Source organism: Achromobacter spanius (assembly GCF_029637605.1).
Classification (GTDB): Bacteria; Pseudomonadota; Gammaproteobacteria; order Burkholderiales; family Burkholderiaceae_B; genus Achromobacter; species Achromobacter spanius_E.
The window spans coordinates 5,299,111-5,317,630 of the sequence record NZ_CP121261.1 but is presented as its reverse complement, the minus strand read 5'-3'; the positions used below and the strand labels follow the sequence as shown (position 1 = coordinate 5,317,630).

The following is an 18,520-nucleotide window of genomic DNA, read 5'->3' as shown; positions in this document are numbered from 1 at the left end:
CTGTGATTGATAAACGTGTAAGTTCAATGGCCGACGCGGTCGCCGGCATTCAGGACGACGCCGTCATCCTGGTCGGTGGCTTCGGCTCTTCGGGCCGCCCCGCCGACCTGATGGAAGCGCTGCTGGACCTGGGTGTCAGGGGCCTGACCATCGTCGCCAACAACGCCACGGTGGGCGACGACATCGTCAGCGAACTGATGCGCGCCGGCCGCATCCGCAAAGTGGTGTGCTCGTTCCCTCGCGGCCTGAAAGGCCGCACGATCTTCGACGAGCTGTATGCGGCGGGCAAGATCGAGCTGGACCTGGTGCCGCAGGGCACGCTGGCCGAACGCATACGCGCTGGCGCCGCGGGCATCGGCGGCTTCTACACCCGCACCGCCGCCGGCACCCGGCTGGCCGAAGGCAAGGAGACGCGCGTCATCGATGGGCAGACCTACGTGCTGGAACACCCCATCAAGGGTGACGTGGCGCTGATCAAGGGCTTGCGCGGCGACCGCTGGGGCAACCTGGTCTATCACCGTGGCGCACGCATCAACAACCCCGTCATGGCCGGCGCTGCCCGGCTGGTGATCGCGCAGGTGCGCGAAATCGTGCCGTTGGGCGCGCTGGACCCGGAACACATCGTGACCCCGGGCTTATTCGTCGATCGTCTCGTGGAGCACGCCAATGAACGCAAGACTTAGCCGGCAGGACATCGCCCGCGCCGCCGCCCACGACATCCCGGAGGGAGCCTGCGTCAACCTGGGCATCGGCCTGCCCACGCTGATTGCTGATTACGTACCGGCCGGCCGTGAACTGATGCTGCAGAGTGAACAGGGCTTGCTGGGCCTGGGACCCGCCCCCGCGCCTGGCGAAGAGGACTACGACGTCATCAATGCCGGCAAGTTTCCCGTCACGCTGCTGCCCGGCGCATCGGTATTCAGCCACAGCGACTCTTTCATGATGATTCGCGGCGGCCACATTCAGATTGCCTGCCTGGGCGCGTTCCAGGTGGCGTCAAACGGCGACCTGGCCAACTGGACCGTGGACGCGCCAGGCCAGATCCCCGGCGTGGGCGGTGCCATGGATCTGGCGGCGGGCGCGGAGAAAGTGTGGGTGCTGATGGAGCACTGCACGAAGGAAGGCGCACCAAGAATCCTGGAGCAATGCACCTATCCCCTGACCGCGCCTGCCTGCGTGGACCGCATCTATACGGATCTGGCGGTCATCGATGTTGTCGAGTCGGGCCTTATCGTGCGCCGCGTGGCAGACGGCTGGACGCTGGAGGCCTTGCAGGCCGTCACTGGCGCGCCGCTTACCCTGGCGCCCGACTGCTCGGCGTACCGCAATCCCGCAACGCAAGGAGAATAAGTTGCAAACCGCAGTTACTCGCCTGCTCGGCATCGAGCACCCCATCGTGCAGGGAGGCATGCAGTGGGTCGCGCGCGCCGAACTGGTCGCGGCCGTCTCGAACGCCGGCGCCCTGGGCATCCTGACCGCGCTGACCCAGCCCACCCCCGAAGACCTGCGCCGCGAAATCGCCCGCGTGCAGGACATGACGGACCGGCCCTTCGGCGTGAACCTGACCTTCCTGCCCACTCTCAAGCCGGTGCCCTACGCCGAGTATCGCGACGCGATCATCGATGCGGGCGTCAAGATCGTGGAGACGGCCGGCAATAATCCGCACGAGCACATGCCGGCGCTGAAAGCGGCGGGCGTGCGGGTCATCCACAAATGCACCACGCCGCGCCACGCCCGCAAGGCCCAGGACATCGGCGTGGACATCGTGTCCATCGACGGCTTCGAATGCGCCGGCCATGTTGGTGAAAACGACATCCCCGGCCTGATCCTGATTCCCGCCACCGTCGCGCAAGTGACGATACCGGTGATTGCGTCGGGCGGCTTCGGCGACGCCCGAGGCCTGGTGGCCGCGCTGGCCTTGGGCGCCGAGGGCATCAACATGGGCACGCGCTTCATGTGCACGCAGGAGTCGCCCGTGCACGCGACCATCAAGGAAGCCATCACGCGGTCCAGCGAAACCGATACGCGCCTGATCCTGCGCAGCCTGCGCAACACCAGCCGGGTCTGGCGCAATGCCTTGTCGGGGCAGGTGGTGGAGCTGGAACAGGAAGGTGCGGGCATCGATCGCATCGGCCCGCTGGTGGCCGGCGCCAAGGGCCGCGGCGTCTACGAAAGCGGCGACGTCGAAGGCGGAATCTGGACGGTAGGCATGATCCAGGGCCTGATCGACGACGTGCCTACCTGCGGCGACCTGGTGCGCCGCATTGTCGAGCAGGCGCATGCGCTGGTGTCGCAACGCCTGGCCTCACTTATCTGAAACCGGATGAGCCGCGCAGCGCATGTCCCTCTTTGCATGTGCCTCTTCGCATGCCCCTTCTTCAAAGGCAGACCATGCTGATACTCGAGACTCCCCAAGACCTTGAAGCCCATGTCGGCAAAGTGCTGGGCCACACGGACTGGGTGGAAATCACCCAGGAAATGATCGACGACTTCGCCCGCATCTCGGGCGACCGCAACTGGATCCATATCGACGTCGAACGCGCCCGCCGCGAACTCCCGGATGGCAAGACCATCGCGCACGGCATGCTGACGTTATCGCTGATGTCGGGCATGGGTGGCGACGTCGTGCAGGTGCGCGAACGCGGCCGGGGAATCAACTACGGTTCGAACAAAGTCCGCTTTACGGCCCCGGTCCAGGTCGGGTCGCGGATCCGCCTGGAACGCACGCTGCTGGCGTTCGAACGGCTGGACGACGCCGTGCGCCTGACCTATGGCAACCACATGTTCCGGGAAGGGCTGGACCGCCCGGTCATGGTGGCCGAAACCCTGAACCTGATGTACCTGAAGGGCAAATGATGCAAACCGAGCATTCATCCGCCAACGAGGCACCCTATGCGCGCTATGTGCATCACCTGCGGGCCGGGGAACTGGCCTACCAGTTCAGCCCGGTCGCGGGCCGCGCCGTTTTCTTCCCACGTGTGCGCTGCCCGTACTCCGGCCAGGACTGCCTGGAATGGCGCATCAGCGCAGGCTTGGGCACCGTCTACAGCACGTCCGTGGTGTATCCGCGCAAGGGCGATCCTTACAACGTTGCGCTGATTGATCTGGACGAGGGCTTTCGCTTGATGAGCCGCGTCGACGCAACCGACCCGATGCAGGTGGCCATCGGCCAGCGCGTGCGCTTTCACGCCGTGCAGCAGGAAGACCTGGACGACCCCATACCCGTTTTCACGCCTCAGGAGCCCGCGCGATGAACACTGATTTCCGACCCGGCCGCGCCGTCATCGTGGGCGCCGCGGAGTCCGACCTGGGCGCGGTGGGCGACGCCTTTTCCGCCATCGACCTGATGGCGCAAGGCGTCTATCGCGCGCTGGATGATTGCGGCTTGTCCGTGGCTGACGTGGACGGCCTGTTCTGCGCCACCACCCAGAGCCGCCTGGCGGGGCTGGCGCTTGCCGAATATCTGCAACTGCCCGAAGCCTATATCGACTCAACCTCGACGGGCGGCTCCTCGTTCATGGGGCATCTGGCGCGAGCCGAAGCGGCGATTGCCGCGGGCCTGTGCGAAGTCGCCGTCGTGGCCTACGGCAGCACACAGCGTTCGCTGGGCCGAAAGAACACCAGCCGCGCGGAATGGAACCCCTACGAATCGCCCTTCAAACCATTCCTGCCGGCAACGGCCTACGCCATGGCGGCCGCGCGCCACATGCATGAATTCGGCACCACGCGCGAGCAATTGGCCGAGGTGGCCGTGGCCGCGCGCCAATGGGCGCTGCTGAATCCGGCCGCCTGGGAAAAAGAGCCGTTGACCGTCCAGGATGTCCTGTCTTCGCGGATGGTCAGCCATCCCCTGACGATCCGCGATTGCTGCCTGGTGTCAGACGGCGGCGGCGCGGTGGTGCTGACCACGCCGGCGCGGGCGAAGGGGCTACGCAAACCGCCCGTCTACCTGCTGGGTTCGGGCCACTGCACCACGCACCAGACCATCTCGAACATGCCGGACCTGGTCAATACCGGTGCGCGCGTATCCGGCGCCATCGCTTATGCGCAAGCGGGACTGATCTCTTCCGATATCGACGTGGTCGGCCTGTACGACGCCTTTACGATCAACACGATTCTGTTCCTGGAGGACCTGGGCTTCTGCGCCAAGGGCGAAGGTGGCACATTCGTCAGCAATGGCCGGATCGCGCCGGGCGGCACGCTGCCCGTCAACACCAACGGCGGTGGCCTGTCGTACTGCCATCCCGGCATGTATGGCATCTTCCTGCTGATCGAAGCCATACGCCAATTGCGCGGCGAATGCGGACAGCGCCAGGTACAGGGCGCCGAGGTTGCGCTGGCGCACGGCAACGGCGGCGTGCTGTCGTCGCAGTACACGGTGATTCTGGGCGGGGCGTCTACGCTCTGACGCGCTTGTATACTGCGGGCGAAAAAAAAACGCCGCTAAGTGACTTAGCGGCGTTTCTTCGTATTGCGGTGTTCTGTGGTGGGCTGAGCGAGACTCGAACTCGCGACCAACGGATTAAAAGTCCGCTGCTCTACCGACTGAGCTATCAGCCCGACCGAAGCCAGAAATTATGGCGGATTTCTTCGGCCTTGTCAAAAAGTTTAACGCCGCCCGGCGTTCCGTCCGTGTGTTTCCAAGTGCAGCCCAAAAGAAAACGGCCGCTTGCGGCGGCCGTTCCGGGGCTTGTGATGGACCTGAATTACCAGGCGGCCACCACGGCGCCCTTGTACTTGGTCTGGATGAACTGCTTCACGGCCGGGCTGTGATAGATGCTGACCAGCTTGGCGAATTCGGCGCGGTCCTTGTCCTTTTCACGCACGACCAACACGTTGGCGTAGGGCGAATCCGGCGATTCCTGGGCGATGGCGTCCTTGGCCGGATCCAGGCCGGCTTCCAGCGCGAAGTTGGTGTTGACGGCCGAGGCGTCGGTGTCATCCAGCGAACGCGGCAGTTGGGCGGCGTCCAGTTCAATGAAGCGCAGCTTCTTCTTGTTCTCGATGACGTCGATCGGCGTTGCCTTCAGGCCCGCTTCCGGACGCAGCTTGATCAGGCCGTTGGCTTGCAGCAGCAACAGGGCGCGACCACCGTTGGTGGGGTCGTTCGGCAAGGCGATGCGGGCACCGTCCTTCAGTTCCGACAGCGACTTGATCTTCTTGCTGTAGATGCCGATGGGGAAGATCACGGTCTTGGCGATGCTGACCAGCTTGTAGCCACGGTCGGCGTTGGCGTTGTCCAGGTAGGGCTGGTGCTGGTAGCTGTTCATGTCCAGATCGCCCGCGGCCAGCGCCACGTTGGGCTGCACGTAGTCGGTGAACTCGATGACCTGGATGTTCAAGCCCTGCTTGGCGGCTTCGGCCTTGACCACATCAAAGATCTGCGCGTGCGGGCCGGCGGTAACGCCAACCTTCAGCGGCTTGTCCTGAGCCAGCGCGGGCTGGGCGAATACGGCGGCGCCGAGGGCGAATGCAGCCAGCGACTTCAAAACCTTGATGCTCATGTTGCGATATCCCGAGTAACGGAAGTAGAAAGAAAATTTGCAGCGAAAACGAAAGCGGTGTCTTAGCGTTCGTAGCGCTCAGCGATGCGACATGCGACGCACGAAGCGGTCACCAAGGCTTTGGATTGCCTGGACCAAAACGATCAGCACAATCACGACCGCGGCCATGACGTCCGATTGAAAACGTTGATACCCGTAGCGGATGGCCAGGTCGCCCAGGCCGCCGCCGCCGATGGCGCCGGCCATCGCCGAATAGCCGATCAGGCTGACCACGGTGACGATGGTGGCAGCGATCAGGCCCGGCAAGGCTTCCGGCAACAGTACCTTCAGGATGATCTGCATCGGCGATGCGCCCATGGCGCGCGCCGCGGTGATCAACCCCGGGTCTACTTCACGCATGGCGTTTTCCGCGATGCGGGCCATGAACGGAATCGCGGCCACCGACAGCGGCACGATGGCGGCCGTGGTGCCGATGGAGGTTTGCGCGATCAGGCGCGTGAACGGAATGATGGCAACCATCAGGATGACGAAGGGCACCGAGCGCGTGGCGTTGATGACGGCGCCCAGCACGTGGTTCACGGGCTGGTTTTCCAGCATGTTGCCGCGCGCGGTCACGGTCAGCGTCACGCCCAGGGGGATGCCGATCACCACCGCGATGGCGCTGGCCACGCCCACCATCAGCAGGGTGTCAAGCAGCGACGTAATAAGCAGATCGATCAGTTGCGGACTCATGAGCTATTTCTTTAACGGTAATGTCACGGGCGGCCAACGCGGCAATCGCGTCCTTGACCGCTTCGGGTGCGCCTTGAACCAGCACGAACATCGTGCCCACGGCCACGCCCTGGATATCTTCAACACGGGCCTGCACCAGGCCCACGTCCAGCGAGAACTGTTTGGACAGATCGGTCAGGAACGAGCCCGACGAATCCGTGCCGCTCAAGGACAGGCGCAACAGGCGCACGGCCTGGGTGGGCGCGGCGGCAACCAGCGTGGCGATGCGTTCCTTCACGGCTGCCAAGGTGGCGTCGGTCAGGTCGGATGCCGTGGCGGCCGACACCATGCCGCGCGTGACCTCGTGGCGCGGCTGCGCGAACACTTCGCGCGTGCTGCCGATTTCAACCACTTCGCCTTGCGACAGCACGGCCACCCGGTCGCACACTTCGCGCACCACTTCCATCTGGTGCGTGATCATGACGACCGTCACGCCCGTCTTGCGGTTGATGTCGCGCAGCAGGGCCAGGATGTTGTGCGTGGTTTCAGGGTCCAGCGCGGACGTGGCTTCGTCGCTGAGCAGCACGTCCGGGTTGTTGGCCAGCGCGCGGGCGATGCCCACCCGCTGCTTCTGGCCGCCGCTGATCTGGCTGGGATAGCGGTCGCGCAGATGCTCCAGGCCCACCAGGGCCAGCAGGCGTTCCACGCGGGCCGGGATCTCGGCCTTGGCGACGCCGGCAATTTCCAGCGGCAGCGCCACGTTGCCATAGACGGTGCGGCGCGACAGCAGGTTGAAGCCCTGGAACACCATGCCGATGCGGCGGCGCTGGCCACGAAGCTGCGCCTCGTTCAGGCCGGTAAGTTGCTGTCCACCGATGGCAATCGTGCCTTCGTTGGGGCGTTCAAGCAGGTTGATGCACTGGACCAGCGTGCTTTTGCCGGCCCCGCTGGGGCCGATGATGCCGAAGACCTCGCCCTGCTCGATATGCAGGTTGATGCCTCGCAGCGCCTGGAATTGTCCATGCGGCGTGGCATAGGTCTTGGATAGGTTCTCGATGTGAATCATGGCAAGCGATTTTGTATCTTTTCTCTTCTAAAGAGAACGACCGTTTTTTTCATTTTTAATAACTATAAGTAATATCGGCGATCTTTACCGCGGCATCGGCCCGCCCCGTATAAACGCGGGCCGTGGTTGCGATAGCGCGTCGGCAAAACGCGCAAAGGGCAGTCGGAAGGAAAGCCTTCCTGACTGCCCCTTTTGATGACGGTAGCCGGCAAGCCGGCCGCGTCGATATCAGCGAGCGCGAGAAATGCGGACTTCCGCCCCCCGGCGCTTGACCTCAAGGCCTTCGGACGGCGAGATGCGCAGCCCTTCCAGCCCCTTGATGTAGCTGGAGCCCTGCATCTGCATCACGCGGATCTTGTTGCGCATGACAACCGGGTTGTGCACCGGCATGCCAAACATCCAGACCTCGTCCAGGATGCGGGCCGAGTTGAACTCGCCCGTGTGCTGCGCGGCGGGTCCCAGACAGAGCATGTGCCCTTCGCGGCCAAAAACCGGGAACTGGCCCAGTTCGCAGTCGATCGTCCAGGTGGTGCCGCCTTCGTAGCGATGCCCGGTGTTCAGATCCCACCAGGCCTCGCCCTTGGGCAGGTACACGCGCACCTGCTTGCCGGGTTCGGTGACCGGCGCGACCAGCAAGGCGGGGCCTAGCAGGTATTGCAGGTCCCACTCGTGGGCGTGCGGATCATTCGGGAAAGACAGGGCCATGGAACGCTGCACCGGCAGGCCGGTACGGGCGGAATCCTCGATGGCGCCCAGCACATAAGGCACCAGGCGGTAGCGCCATTGCATCCAGGTCTTGGCCTGCGCCAGGGTTTCGTCGCCGAAGTCCCAAGGCATCAGCCCTTCCACGCCCTGGAACGAGAAGTTCGCCGAGAACACGCCCACAGTCAGCCAGCGCAAATACAGTTCGGACGTCATGCCCGCGCGGTCGCGCGATGCCGAACCGATGCCGTGCACCTGCACGGGCACGCCGCTGGCGCCGATCGACAAGGCGGTGCGCAGCGTATGGCGCAAGCCATCCCAGGAATTCTCGGCCTGCGGCCCCACCTGCCACGGCAGGCGTTGCGCGGCGGGGAACAGGTCGGAGCTGGGGACGACGCCTTCGGGCGGCACTTTGAGGCCGGCCACGGCATCGAACAGCGCGCGGCGCACCAGCAGCGGATACATGCTGCGCAGCGCCGGGCCAGTTTCACCGTTGCGGGCCGTCACGCCATCGGGAATGGCAAGCTGGGCATCGCACGCGGGCGCGTCCAGGCCATCTTCGATCAGTTGGCGGTGACGCTCCACCCACATGTTGTAGATGTCGCGGTAAGTCAGGTCCAGCAAGCCGAAGGGCTGGCCCGAGGTGGCGGCGATGCCGTCGAACACCTGGGCGGCGCCGTCTTCCTTGGCCAACAGCCAGCCGCGGTCTTCCAGTTCTTCGAACAAGGGGCTGGTCTTGAGCACGCCGGGGAAACCGGATGCCGCGACGTGCACGTTGTGCTTGTGGAACAGGGCCAGCATCTGCTTGGCATCAGGGAAGCGCTGGGCGTCCCATTCGAACACCGCCTTATCCGACTGGAAGCCCCACGCCGCCGGCTGGGCCAGCGTCACGGCATCCACGGGAATCTGGTTTTCGCGCATGCGAGCCAACAAGGCGACGGTTTGCGTGGGCATTTCGCCCGTGGCCTGTTGCAGCCAGGCGCCCATCGCCCACAGCACCGGTTGGCCGGCGCGGCCGGTCAACGCGGTGTACTGGTTCAGGATTTCGGCGGGCTCGCCAGCAAACAGGAACACGTCCAGCACGGCGTCGTCAACGGTCAGCACATAGGCCGAATCCGTCGGGGCAACGCCCACGGCATGCTCAACGCGCCGCATCGTATTGACGTAGACGCCCCAGCCGCGCGGGCTCCATGCCAGCGGCAAGGCGCGATGCTCGGGGTCATCGGAAACCACCGATTCTTCACGGCGGTTCAGGTCGCCCGGCGTTTCCCCCAGGCCGAAGACGCGTTCGTCGGCCAGCAGGGTAAAGCCCGCCGTCCAGACCGCATCGTCTTCCTGGTCCAGCGCGTTGTGCCCGAATGCGGGCGTATGCGCGGAAACCTCGGACTCGAATACCCGTTCCTCATTGCGATAGATCGCGACGCGCACAGGGTTGGACTGGATCTCCAGGGCAGCATCGCCCTGTGTGATCCGCCAGCCGTCGCCGCCTTCGCGAGGGGCAATCGAGGCCTCGCCCACGGCCTCTTGGCGCGCGAGCAGCATCTCGGCCACGGCGCGCGCACGCGCGCCGGGCTTGTCATCATTCAGGTGGTTCGCCTCGCCGCAGCGCAGGCGAAAAACACCAGGCGCATGCGCCTCGACTACCAGGTGCAACCCATCGCCCGCGTCGAAATCGAAGCGACTGGGGCGGGACGTCAGCAGCTCGATGGTATCGAGCTGGGTAGTATGGGCAAAGTCGAACTTGGGCGGCACAGAGCATCCCCCGGCTTAAGCCAAAAACCATCAAAAGACGCTATTTTGACGGATTTGAGCTTTGAAATAAACTCGGTCCCTCTTCTGGACGGGTTTCTCATCCATAAAAAGGGGTCGTAAAGCCCTCGATCAGCGCCTATCGGCGTAGTGCCGCGCGCCGTCGAAACGCCAACAACGAGGCCAATACGGCCTATTTGGCGCCAAATCCTGGCAATTACCGCAATTCTACGCCACCTGGGCCGAGCCCCCATTCGCGGCCAAACTTTTTTTCACCGTGGTGAAATAAGTTTGGACAGATCGGTTTCCAGCAACGCGGGTTCGCCGGCCAGCCGGGCGCCGATCAAATCGCCCATCAAAGCCGACCACGACAAGCCGCGCGACGCATAGCCCACGGCCAACCACAGGCCTGGCGCGTGCGGCAATTCGCCGACTGCGGGCAGGCGCCCGGGCAATACGGCCCGCCACCCCGCCCAGCCGGGCAACGTGCCGGGCACCAACGCATCGAACGCCGGGAAGTGACCGCTCAGTAGCCCAGCCGCCTTGGCAAGCGTGGTGTGCTGCCCTTCCGGGCTGACCACCGCCTGCGTGGCGCCATGCACGTAGGTGCTGCCGACCACGCAGCCCGCGCCCACGTCCGGCAGCAGATAGCCCTCGCCGCCAACGATACAGCGCGGCCCGCCCGCAAGCGCCTCGCTGGGCACCAGCGTCACTTCGCCCGCCAGTGCGTGCATCTGACCCACACGCGGCAAGGGGTCCAGCAGCCCGCTTTCAGCCAGCACGGCGCGCGCGCCAAAGGCATTGGCCAGGATGACGGTGTGGGCGTGCGCCAATTCCCCGCCCTGCGCATCCTGTACGCGCCATCCTTGCCCCTGGCGTTCGACCTGGGCCACCCTGCCCGGCACAACGCTCACGCCGGGCGTTTCCAGCAAGGCGTCGATCAGTCGGTTCGGTTGAACCAGCATGCCCTGCGCGAAGTACACGCCGCCGCGCGCCACCGGCAAGCCGGCCAAGGCGCTGGCCTCGTCGCAATCCACTTGCCGCACCCAGTCGCGCGGAAACGCCAGCGCGTCCAATGTGCTTGCCAACGCTGCGGATTTGCCCGCGTCACGCTCGACCTGAACCGTGCCGCACACGCGCGGCGCGGCATCGCCAGCCAGCCCTTGCCAACGCGCCAGCGCGCGCTGGCTGCCGGCGCGCGACAGCCGTGCCCGCGCGTTATCGTCACGTGCCACCACGGGCGTCAGCGCCGCGGCCACATGACCCGCGTGCGCCGGCGCCCCCAGCGCGCGGCCCGCGTCCAACACCGTGACCCGCCAGCCCCTCGCGGCCAGCGCTTGCGCAATGCCGGCGCCCGCCAGGCCTGCGCCCACCACCACCGCATGCTTGACGGCCGCGGGCGTCGCGGCGGCGCCGGCCACTCGGCCCTGCACGCGGGCAGTGGCTTGGATCATTTGCCGCTTGCCTCCGTTGATCGGCACGCAGCGCGCATCAAACCCCGCGTCCTGCAACGCACGCCGCAGTGCTTCCGTACCGACCGCGGCCGTCAAGGTGGCCCCGGACGCCGCCAATTGCGCCAGCGCGCGTAGCAAGGGCGCCGACCTCGTGTCGGGCTCGTGCTCTGGCGTGTAGCCATCCAGATAGAACGCATCCACGCGCGCGTCCAGGCGTGGCGCAAGCACCTGCGCATCGCCAAAACCCAACGTCAGCGTCACCGCGCCATTCTCGAATTCCAGCCGATGCAGCCCCGGCAACAGCGTGGGCCACTGCTCCACCAGATGCCGCGCCAGTCCGGCCAGGGACGCCGGCGCATAACGCGCCAGCAATGCCGACAAGTCATCCAAAGCGAACGGATGCGCTTCCATCGACACGATATGCAACGCCGAGGACCGCCGCGGGTCTTGCCGCCACGCGTGCCACAGCGCCAGAAAGTTCAGGCCCAGGCCGAAACTGGTCTCGCAGACGGTGAATACGTCGCGTCCACGCCAGCGCTCGGGCAGCCCGTTGCCACGCAGGAATACCTGTTCCCGGTCGCTGAATGACCCGATATGCAGGGGGTGGACGTCGTCTGATTCGGCGTTATAGAGCTTGCCGTCGGCATCGACGCCGGCCACTGCGGGGGTCAGGGGAACGTAAGGCGCGGACATGGGCTCTTCAAAGAAAGGTTCAAGGTTGTGACAAACGCGAATTATCGACTGGCAGCGGCCCGGGCGTTGGATAGACGCCACGCGGCGGCGCGGTTTCCCATGGCTGCCGCGGATTTGACGCATACCTGGGCTTACACTGGTTTACATGGACACCTATGATCAGCCCCGCTCACTGGCCCAACCCATCGACCTGTGCGCCGCGATCGACGCGGCAGTCACGGCGGCGCATGCGGGCGCGGCCATCCTGCAATCCTACGCGCATCATCGGGCCGACCTCGTGATCGACCGCAAGGCGCGCAACGATCTCGTATCGCAAGCAGACCGCGAAGCCGAGGCCGTGATCATCCAGGAGCTGCAAACGCGCACGCCGAAGTTCGGCATCGTGGCTGAAGAAACCGGTGGCAAACCCCAAGGCCGCGCCACCTGGTACATCGACCCGCTGGATGGCACCACGAATTTCCTGCACGACATCCCTCACTACGCCGTGTCGATCGCGCTGATTGCGCATGCGGGCACCGCGGTATCAGCCACGGAAACCCTGACCGAAGACACGCCCGTGGCCGGCGTGGTTTACGACCCCAACCGCGAAGAACTGTTCACCGCGGTGTATGGCATCGGGGCCTGGCTGAATGGCCGCCGCATCAAATGTTCGCGCACGCAGACCATTGAAGATTCCGTGCTTGCCACCGGCTTTCCGTTCCGCGACTTTTCCTTCGCCGGGCAATACATGCCCATGCTGAACGACGCCATCAAGCGCGCGCGCGGCGTGCGCCGCATGGGCGCGGCCGCGCTGGACCTGGCGTGGACGGCTTGCGGCCGCTACGACGGTTATTGGGAAATGGGGCTGGCGCCGTGGGATGTGGCAGCCGGCACGCTGATCCTGCGCGAAGCGGGCGGCACGTGTTCAGACATGCACAAGCTGGATCCCTGGCCCATCGGCGGGCGCGTTGTGGCGGGCAACCCCGCCATCGAACGCGCCCTGCACGAGATGATTGCGCCGCACCTTGGCGGCGAGCCTCCCGCCGAAGCCTAAGACGCCTTGGCGGGCGCGTCGGGGCGCAATTCCCGGCGCAGAATCTTGCCCACGTTGCTCTTGGGCAGCTCATCGCGAAATTCCACAAAGCGCGGGCGCTTGTAGCCCGTAAGCTTTTCGCGGCACCAGTCTTGCACCTGCGCCTCGGTCAATGACGCGTCGCTTTTCACCACGAACACCTTGACGGCTTCGCCCGAGTGCTCGTCCGGCACGCCGATGGCCGCGCACTCCAGCACACCCGGCATCTGCGCCACCACGGCTTCGACTTCGTTCGGATAGACCTTGAATCCGGACACCGCGATCATGTCTTTCTTGCGGTCGACGATGCGCGTATAGCCCTTGTCGTCCATGATGCCGATGTCGCCCGTGCGAAAGAAACCGTCCGCCGTCATGGACTGGCGGGTTTCGTCGGGCTTCTGCCAATAGCCCAGCATGACCTGCGGCCCGCGTATGCCCACTTCGCCGCGTTCGCCCAGCGGCACTTCGTGGCCCGCATCGTCAAGAATGGCCACGTCGGTGGACGGCAGCGGCAGTCCGATAGAGCCGGAATAGGCCGTGGCGTTGGTGGGATTCACCGTGGCCACGGGCGAGGTTTCCGACAAGCCGTAGCCTTCGATCAGCGGCCTGCCGGTGATCTTCAACCAGCGTTCGGCCACGGACTGCTGCACCGCCATGCCGCCACCCAAGGTCAGGCGCAGCGCCGAAAAATCCAGCTTGGCGAAATCCGCGTTGTGCGCCAGCGCATTGAACAAGGTGTTGACGCCGGGAAACAGATTGATGGGGACCTTGCGCCACGCACTGATCAGCGAGGGCTGATCACGCGGGTTGATGATCAGCACGTTGCGCATGCCCGCATGCATGCCATACAAGCCGCAGACGGTCATTGCGAACACGTGGTACAGCGGCAGCGCGCTGATGATCGTAAGTTGGGTATTTGACAAGTCATGCACCACGGGCTGCGCCACGGCTTCGGTCTGCAACACATTGGCGGTCAGGTTCCGATGCGACAGCATCGCGCCCTTGGGCACGCCGGTGGTGCCGCCCGTGTACTGCAGCACCGCGATATCGTCCATCGTCAGCGTGGGTGGCGTGAACGGCAAGTTCGCGCCCGCCGCCAGAACTTTGGGCAACGGTTGCGCGCCGTCGATGCTCCAGGCAGGAACAATCTTCTTGATATGACGCGCCACGAAGTTGACCAGCGGCGCCTTCAGGCCGCCCAGCAGATCGCCCGGCGCGGTCACAACGACATGCTTGAGCTGGCCGCGGTTCTTCACCGCCTGCAAGGTGTGCGCAAAATTTTCGAGGATCAGGATGACGGATGCGCCGCTGTCCTGCAATTGGCGTTCAAGTTCATCCGCCGTGTACAGCGGGTTCACATTCACGACGACCAGACCGGCGCGCAAGGTGCCCAGCATGCCCACCAGATAGGCCGGCACATTGGGCATCATCAGCGCAACCCGTGCGCCCTTCTCCAGGCCCAGGCTTTGCAGCCATCCGGAAAACGCCCGCGCATGGCGATCCAGTTGCGCATAGGTGATATCGCTGCCCATCGCCGTGCAGGCGATGCGGGTGGCGTACTGCTTGCAGGCCCGATCCAACAGGTCGGCCAGCGAGGAATAGCCCTCGGTGGAGATCTCTGCCGGCACCCCCTGCGGATAGTGAGCAAGCCACGGTCGCGTCATGGTGTTTGTCTCCATTAAATAGATTTTTGAATGATGATAACCTTGTTGCGTTCCCTTTTTCCGCCCCAATTCCCCCATGAAACTGCTCGAACCCATCGTCGCCTGGCACCAGGATATTTCGAAGATCCGCCGCGACATCCACGCGCACCCTGAATTGGCCTTCGAAGAATTCCGCACCGCCGACGTCGTGGCGGCCAAGCTTGAAGAATGGGGCATCGAGATTGATCGCGGCCTGGGTGGCACGGGCGTGGTCGGCATCATTCGCGGCAAGCTGCCCGGTGATCGCGCGGTGGGCCTGCGCGCCGACATGGACGCGCTGCCCATGCAAGAGGTCAACAGCTTCGCGCACGCCAGCAAGAACGAAGGCAAGATGCACGCCTGCGGCCACGACGGCCACACGGCCATGCTGCTGGCCGCGGCGCAATACCTGGCGCAGCATCGCGATTACGCGGGTACGGTGTATGTGATTTTCCAGCCGGCCGAAGAAGGCGGCGGCGGCGCCAAGCGCATGATCGACGACGGCCTGTTCAAGCGTTTTCCGATGGAAGCCGTGTTCGGCATGCACAACTGGCCCGGCATGAAGCCCGGCCAGTTCGGCCTGACCCCCGGCCCCATCATGGCGTCCAGCAACGAATTTTCGATCGTCGTCAAAGGCAAGGGCACACACGCGGGCATGCCCAACCTGGGCATCGACCCCGTCATGGCGGCTGTGCAGTTGGCGCAATCGCTGCAGACCATCATCACGCGCAACCGCAATCCGCTGGATGCCGCGGTGCTCAGCATTACCCAGATCCACGCGGGCAGCGCCGACAACGTGGTGCCCAACCACGCGGAACTGCGCGGCACCGTGCGCACCTTCACGCTGGACGTGCTGGACCTGATCGAACGCCGTATGGAAGAGATCACGCGCCATACCTGCGCGGCCATGGACTGTGAAGTGGAGTTCACGTTCCAGCGCAACTATCCGCCCACCATCAACCACGCCGAAGAAGCCGCGTTCTGCGCCGACGTGCTGCGCGACATCGTGGGTGACGCCAACGTCAACGACCACGTGCAACCGACCATGGGCGCGGAAGACTTTGCGTTCATGCTGCAGGAACTGCCGGGCTGCTATGTCTGGATCGGCAACGGCACCGGCGATCACCGCGACAGCGGCCACGGCCTGGGCCCCTGCATGCTGCACAACGGCAGCTACGACTTCAACGACGAACTGCTGCCCCTGGGTGGCACGTACTGGGTCCAACTTGCCTTGAAGCGTCTGGCCAAGGCCTGAGCCTTACCCGCCGTCTGCCGCCCCGACCGCCAGGCACATCGCCAGAAAGCGTTCGGCGGCGCGGGCGGCGGCATCAGCATGCGGCACCAGAATGCTCAGCGTGCGTGTCAGCGGCCTGGGCAACAGGCGCAATGCCGCCAAGGCGCCGTCTTCGTGCCGCATCGACATCACCGACACGAACCCCACCCCCAGCCCCGCGCGCACCGCCTGCTTCACACCTTCCACGCCCGCCAGCTCCAGCCCCACGGACGGGGTCAACCCGGCATCGGCGAACGCGCGCTCGACCAGCCGGCGCACCCCCGAGCCCGGCTCGCGCATCACCAGCGGCGAGGCCGCCAGGTCCCGCAAGGTCACTGCCCCTTTGGCGGCCAGCGCATGGTCGGCCCGCACAATCGCCACCACCTCATCCTGACGCCAGGCATGCACCGCCGTGTCCGACGGCAGGCCTGACGGCACATCGCCTTCAATAAACGCCAGATCCAGCGCGGGCAGGCGCTCGACGATTTCGCGGGTATTGCCATCCGACAAGTGCAGGCTGACCGCCGGAAACGCCGAGCGGAAATCCGCCACCAAGCGTGGCAACAGGTAACTGGCGGGCGTGGTGCTGGCGCCCAGGCGCAAGGCGCCCGTTTCCAAGCCACGCCAGGATTCCCGAACCGCCTGGGCCTGCCGGTAGACCTGCCGCAATTGCCGGGCCTGCTCAGCCAAGCGCTCGCCCGCCTCGGTCAGGACGATGCCGTGACCGCTGCGGCGGTACAAGGGTTCGCCGAACCAGTCCTGTAGCGCGCGTAATTGGCCCGACACGGCCGGCTGCGACAAATTCAGCACTTGTGCGGCACGGCTGATGTTGCCCGTGTCGGCCACGCATGCAAATGACAACAACTGATCTGGTGTCATAGCGCCCCCGTTGATATCAGAATTTCCGATATTAAATATTCAAAATAAAGATTTTTCAAATAACGACGCGGCCTCTAATATTTCGGGAAGTTATTTAGATATGCCCAAAGGGCCGCCATGAGCACCTCGACCAGCACCACCGTTCCCCTTTCCCCCGCCGCCCCGGCACAGTCGGCCAGCACGGGCACCACCAACCCATCGGCCACCGTCACCGCCACCCCCTGGCGCGACAAACTCAACGGCGTGCTCTTCGTCGGGCTGATGGCCGCCGCCGTGATGCAGTTGGCCGACCTGCCCGCCATCCGCCAGCTGGGCTTTTCGCCCCTGGTGGTGGGCATCGTCTGCGGCATGCTGTACGGCAACTTCCTGCGCGGCACGATGCCGGCTGACTGGGGCGTGGGCGTCAACTTCACCGCGCGGCGCCTGTTGCGCATTGCCGTGGCCTTCTACGGCCTGAATATCAGCATCCAGCAGATCGCGGCCGTGGGCTTGCCGGGCCTGGCCGTGTCGGTGGCGGTGGTGTTGGGCACCTTGCTGATCGGCACCGTTGTCGGGCAACGTATCCTGGGCCTGGACCGCGACACCGCCATGTTGACTGCGGCGGGCAGCGCCATCTGCGGCGCGGCCGCCGTGCTGGCGTTCGAACCCACGCTGCGGGCCGCCCCCCACAAAAGCGCCGTCGCCGTTGCCACCGTGGTGCTGTTCGGCACGCTGTCCATGTTTCTGTACCCCATCCTGTATCACGCCGGCTGGCTCGGCCTGGACACGCAGGCCTTGGGTATCTATATCGGTGGCACCATCCACGAAGTGGCTCAGGTGGTGGGCGCCGCCAGCAATATCGACCCCGCCACCACCGAAGTCGCCACCATCGTCAAGATGACCCGCGTGGCGCTGCTGGTGCCGGTGTTGCTGGTGCTGGGCATGTACCTGCGCAGCGCGGCCAGCCAGTCAGGCGGCCAGGCCAAGGGCGGCAAGCTGCCCATTCCGTGGTTTGCCGTGGGCTTCCTGGTGCTTGCCATCATCAATTCGCTGAACATCATCCCCGCCGACGCCATTGCCGCCATCCGCCGCCTGGACATTTTTGCGCTGACCATGGCCATGACGGCGCTGGGTATCGAAACGCGCTTCGCTCAGATCAAGAAAGCGGGCCCCCGCGTGATGGCCCTGGGCCTGATTCTTTACGCCTGGCTGTTGGTTGGCGGCTACGGGATCGTGAAGTTGGCCACCTGATTTTCAAGCCGTCGCGGCAAAGCGCCGCGACGGCTTGCGCCACGCACGCCGCTGTCTCGTTTTTCCTGCATAATCGGCTGATTCCCATGCATTGGAGTCGGCCGCATGACCTCCAGCCCCAAATCCCCGTTTACGACTTTGCCCGCCAATCGCGACGCGGTATTGCGCGTCATGCCGATGCCGGCCGACGCGAATATCCACGGGGACGTTTTTGGCGGCTGGATCATGGCCCAGGTCGACATCGCCGGGTCCATTCCCGCCGCGCGCCGCGCCGCCGGCCGGGTCGCCACGGTGGCGGTCAACGCCTTCCAGTTCAAAGAGCCCGTCTTCGTGGGCGACCTGCTCAGCTTCTACGCATCCATCGTCAAGACCGGCAACACGTCCATCACGGTGTCGGTTGAGGTCTACGCGGAACGCCAGCGCCTGGACGCCGAAGTCGTCAAGGTCACCGAGGCCACGCTGACGTATGTCGCCACCGATGAAGCACGGCGCAGCCGCCCCCTCCCTTCTCTTTGAGCCGTAACGC

The 18,520-nt window shown here is 64.9% G+C and carries 17 protein-coding genes and 1 tRNA gene; 10 read left to right on the top strand and 8 right to left on the bottom strand.

Going from position 1 to position 18,520, the window contains the following annotated elements; all coding sequences use genetic code 11:
* Positions 1-2 precede the first annotated feature (2 nt).
* From P8T11_RS23740 to P8T11_RS23715, 6 genes are read left to right on the top strand one after another with little or no spacing between them, the layout of a single operon-like run.
* Complete coding sequence (locus P8T11_RS23740; protein ID WP_268079749.1) at positions 3-683, top strand: 3-oxoacid CoA-transferase subunit A; 681 nt, start codon at positions 3-5, stop codon at positions 681-683.
* Complete coding sequence (locus tag P8T11_RS23735; RefSeq protein ID WP_268079750.1) at positions 667-1,350, top strand: 3-oxoacid CoA-transferase subunit B; 684 nt, start codon at positions 667-669, stop codon at positions 1,348-1,350. The genes P8T11_RS23740 and P8T11_RS23735 overlap by 17 nt, the downstream gene beginning before the upstream one ends.
* A gap of 1 nt (position 1,351) precedes the next feature.
* On the top strand, positions 1,352-2,317 hold the full coding sequence (locus P8T11_RS23730) for an NAD(P)H-dependent flavin oxidoreductase (protein ID WP_268079751.1): 966 nt from the start codon (positions 1,352-1,354) through the stop codon (positions 2,315-2,317).
* 50 nt (positions 2,318-2,367) lie between these two features.
* Positions 2,368-2,856 carry a MaoC family dehydratase gene (locus P8T11_RS23725; RefSeq protein WP_268079752.1) on the top strand — a complete coding sequence of 163 codons (489 nt, stop codon included), beginning with the start codon at positions 2,368-2,370 and terminating at the stop codon, positions 2,854-2,856.
* Positions 2,853-3,254: a Zn-ribbon domain-containing OB-fold protein gene (locus P8T11_RS23720; RefSeq protein ID WP_268079753.1), complete on the top strand. Its 402-nt coding sequence runs from the start codon at positions 2,853-2,855 to the stop codon at positions 3,252-3,254. Before P8T11_RS23725 ends, P8T11_RS23720 begins: the two co-directional genes overlap by 4 nt.
* A complete protein-coding gene (locus P8T11_RS23715) occupies positions 3,251-4,408 on the top strand; it encodes a thiolase (RefSeq protein WP_268079754.1) in 1,158 nt (385 codons plus the stop codon). The genes P8T11_RS23720 and P8T11_RS23715 overlap by 4 nt, the downstream gene beginning before the upstream one ends.
* Positions 4,409-4,484: 76 nt before the next feature.
* On the opposite strand, the gene P8T11_RS23710 is transcribed toward P8T11_RS23715, so the two are convergent.
* The 6 genes from P8T11_RS23710 to mnmC form a co-directional block, all read right to left on the bottom strand.
* Positions 4,485-4,560: transfer RNA gene (locus P8T11_RS23710), tRNA-Lys, on the bottom strand.
* Between the two features lie 146 nt (positions 4,561-4,706).
* The gene (locus P8T11_RS23705; RefSeq protein WP_100853088.1) at positions 4,707-5,504 is read right to left on the bottom strand and encodes a MetQ/NlpA family ABC transporter substrate-binding protein; all 798 of its coding nucleotides are present in this window, start codon (positions 5,502-5,504) and stop codon (positions 4,707-4,709) included.
* Between the two features lie 78 nt (positions 5,505-5,582).
* Entirely contained in the window at positions 5,583-6,236 is a 654-nt protein-coding gene (locus P8T11_RS23700; protein ID WP_268079755.1) for a methionine ABC transporter permease, read from the bottom strand.
* Positions 6,193-7,281: a methionine ABC transporter ATP-binding protein gene (locus tag P8T11_RS23695; protein ID WP_268079756.1), complete on the bottom strand. Its 1,089-nt coding sequence runs from the start codon at positions 7,279-7,281 to the stop codon at positions 6,193-6,195. Before P8T11_RS23695 ends, P8T11_RS23700 begins: the two co-directional genes overlap by 44 nt.
* 228 nt (positions 7,282-7,509) lie before the next feature.
* Entirely contained in the window at positions 7,510-9,735 is a 2,226-nt protein-coding gene (locus P8T11_RS23690) for a glycoside hydrolase family 31 protein (protein ID WP_268079757.1), read from the bottom strand.
* Positions 9,736-10,004: 269 nt separating this feature from the next.
* Positions 10,005-11,879, bottom strand: a complete 1,875-nt coding sequence (gene mnmC, locus P8T11_RS23685; RefSeq protein ID WP_268079758.1) for an FAD-dependent 5-carboxymethylaminomethyl-2-thiouridine(34) oxidoreductase MnmC — start codon at positions 11,877-11,879, stop codon at positions 10,005-10,007.
* A gap of 145 nt (positions 11,880-12,024) precedes the next feature.
* Here mnmC and P8T11_RS23680 point away from each other — a divergent pair, with 145 nt between their 5' ends.
* Positions 12,025-12,912: an inositol monophosphatase family protein gene (locus tag P8T11_RS23680; protein ID WP_268079759.1), complete on the top strand. Its 888-nt coding sequence runs from the start codon at positions 12,025-12,027 to the stop codon at positions 12,910-12,912.
* Here the strand turns inward: P8T11_RS23680 and P8T11_RS23675 are convergent.
* A complete protein-coding gene (locus tag P8T11_RS23675; RefSeq protein WP_268079760.1) occupies positions 12,909-14,594 on the bottom strand; it encodes an AMP-binding protein in 1,686 nt (561 codons plus the stop codon). The genes P8T11_RS23680 and P8T11_RS23675 overlap by 4 nt on opposite strands.
* Positions 14,595-14,670: 76 nt before the next feature.
* Here P8T11_RS23675 and P8T11_RS23670 point away from each other — a divergent pair, with 76 nt between their 5' ends.
* Positions 14,671-15,867 carry a M20 aminoacylase family protein gene (locus P8T11_RS23670; RefSeq protein WP_268079761.1) on the top strand — a complete coding sequence of 399 codons (1,197 nt, stop codon included), beginning with the start codon at positions 14,671-14,673 and terminating at the stop codon, positions 15,865-15,867.
* A 3-nt stretch (positions 15,868-15,870) separates the two neighbouring features.
* On the opposite strand, the gene P8T11_RS23665 is transcribed toward P8T11_RS23670, so the two are convergent.
* Positions 15,871-16,764 (bottom strand): LysR family transcriptional regulator, encoded by an 894-nt coding sequence (locus P8T11_RS23665; RefSeq protein ID WP_100853096.1) that lies wholly within the window; start codon positions 16,762-16,764, stop codon positions 15,871-15,873.
* A 117-nt stretch (positions 16,765-16,881) separates the two neighbouring features.
* On the opposite strand from P8T11_RS23665, the gene P8T11_RS23660 reads away from it, so the two are divergent.
* Positions 16,882-17,994, top strand: coding sequence for a YeiH family protein (locus tag P8T11_RS23660; RefSeq protein ID WP_268079762.1), 1,113 nt, complete (start codon positions 16,882-16,884; stop codon positions 17,992-17,994).
* A 105-nt stretch (positions 17,995-18,099) separates the two neighbouring features.
* On the top strand, positions 18,100-18,510 hold the full coding sequence (locus P8T11_RS23655; RefSeq protein WP_100853097.1) for an acyl-CoA thioesterase: 411 nt from the start codon (positions 18,100-18,102) through the stop codon (positions 18,508-18,510).
* Positions 18,511-18,520: the final 10 nt, after the last annotated feature.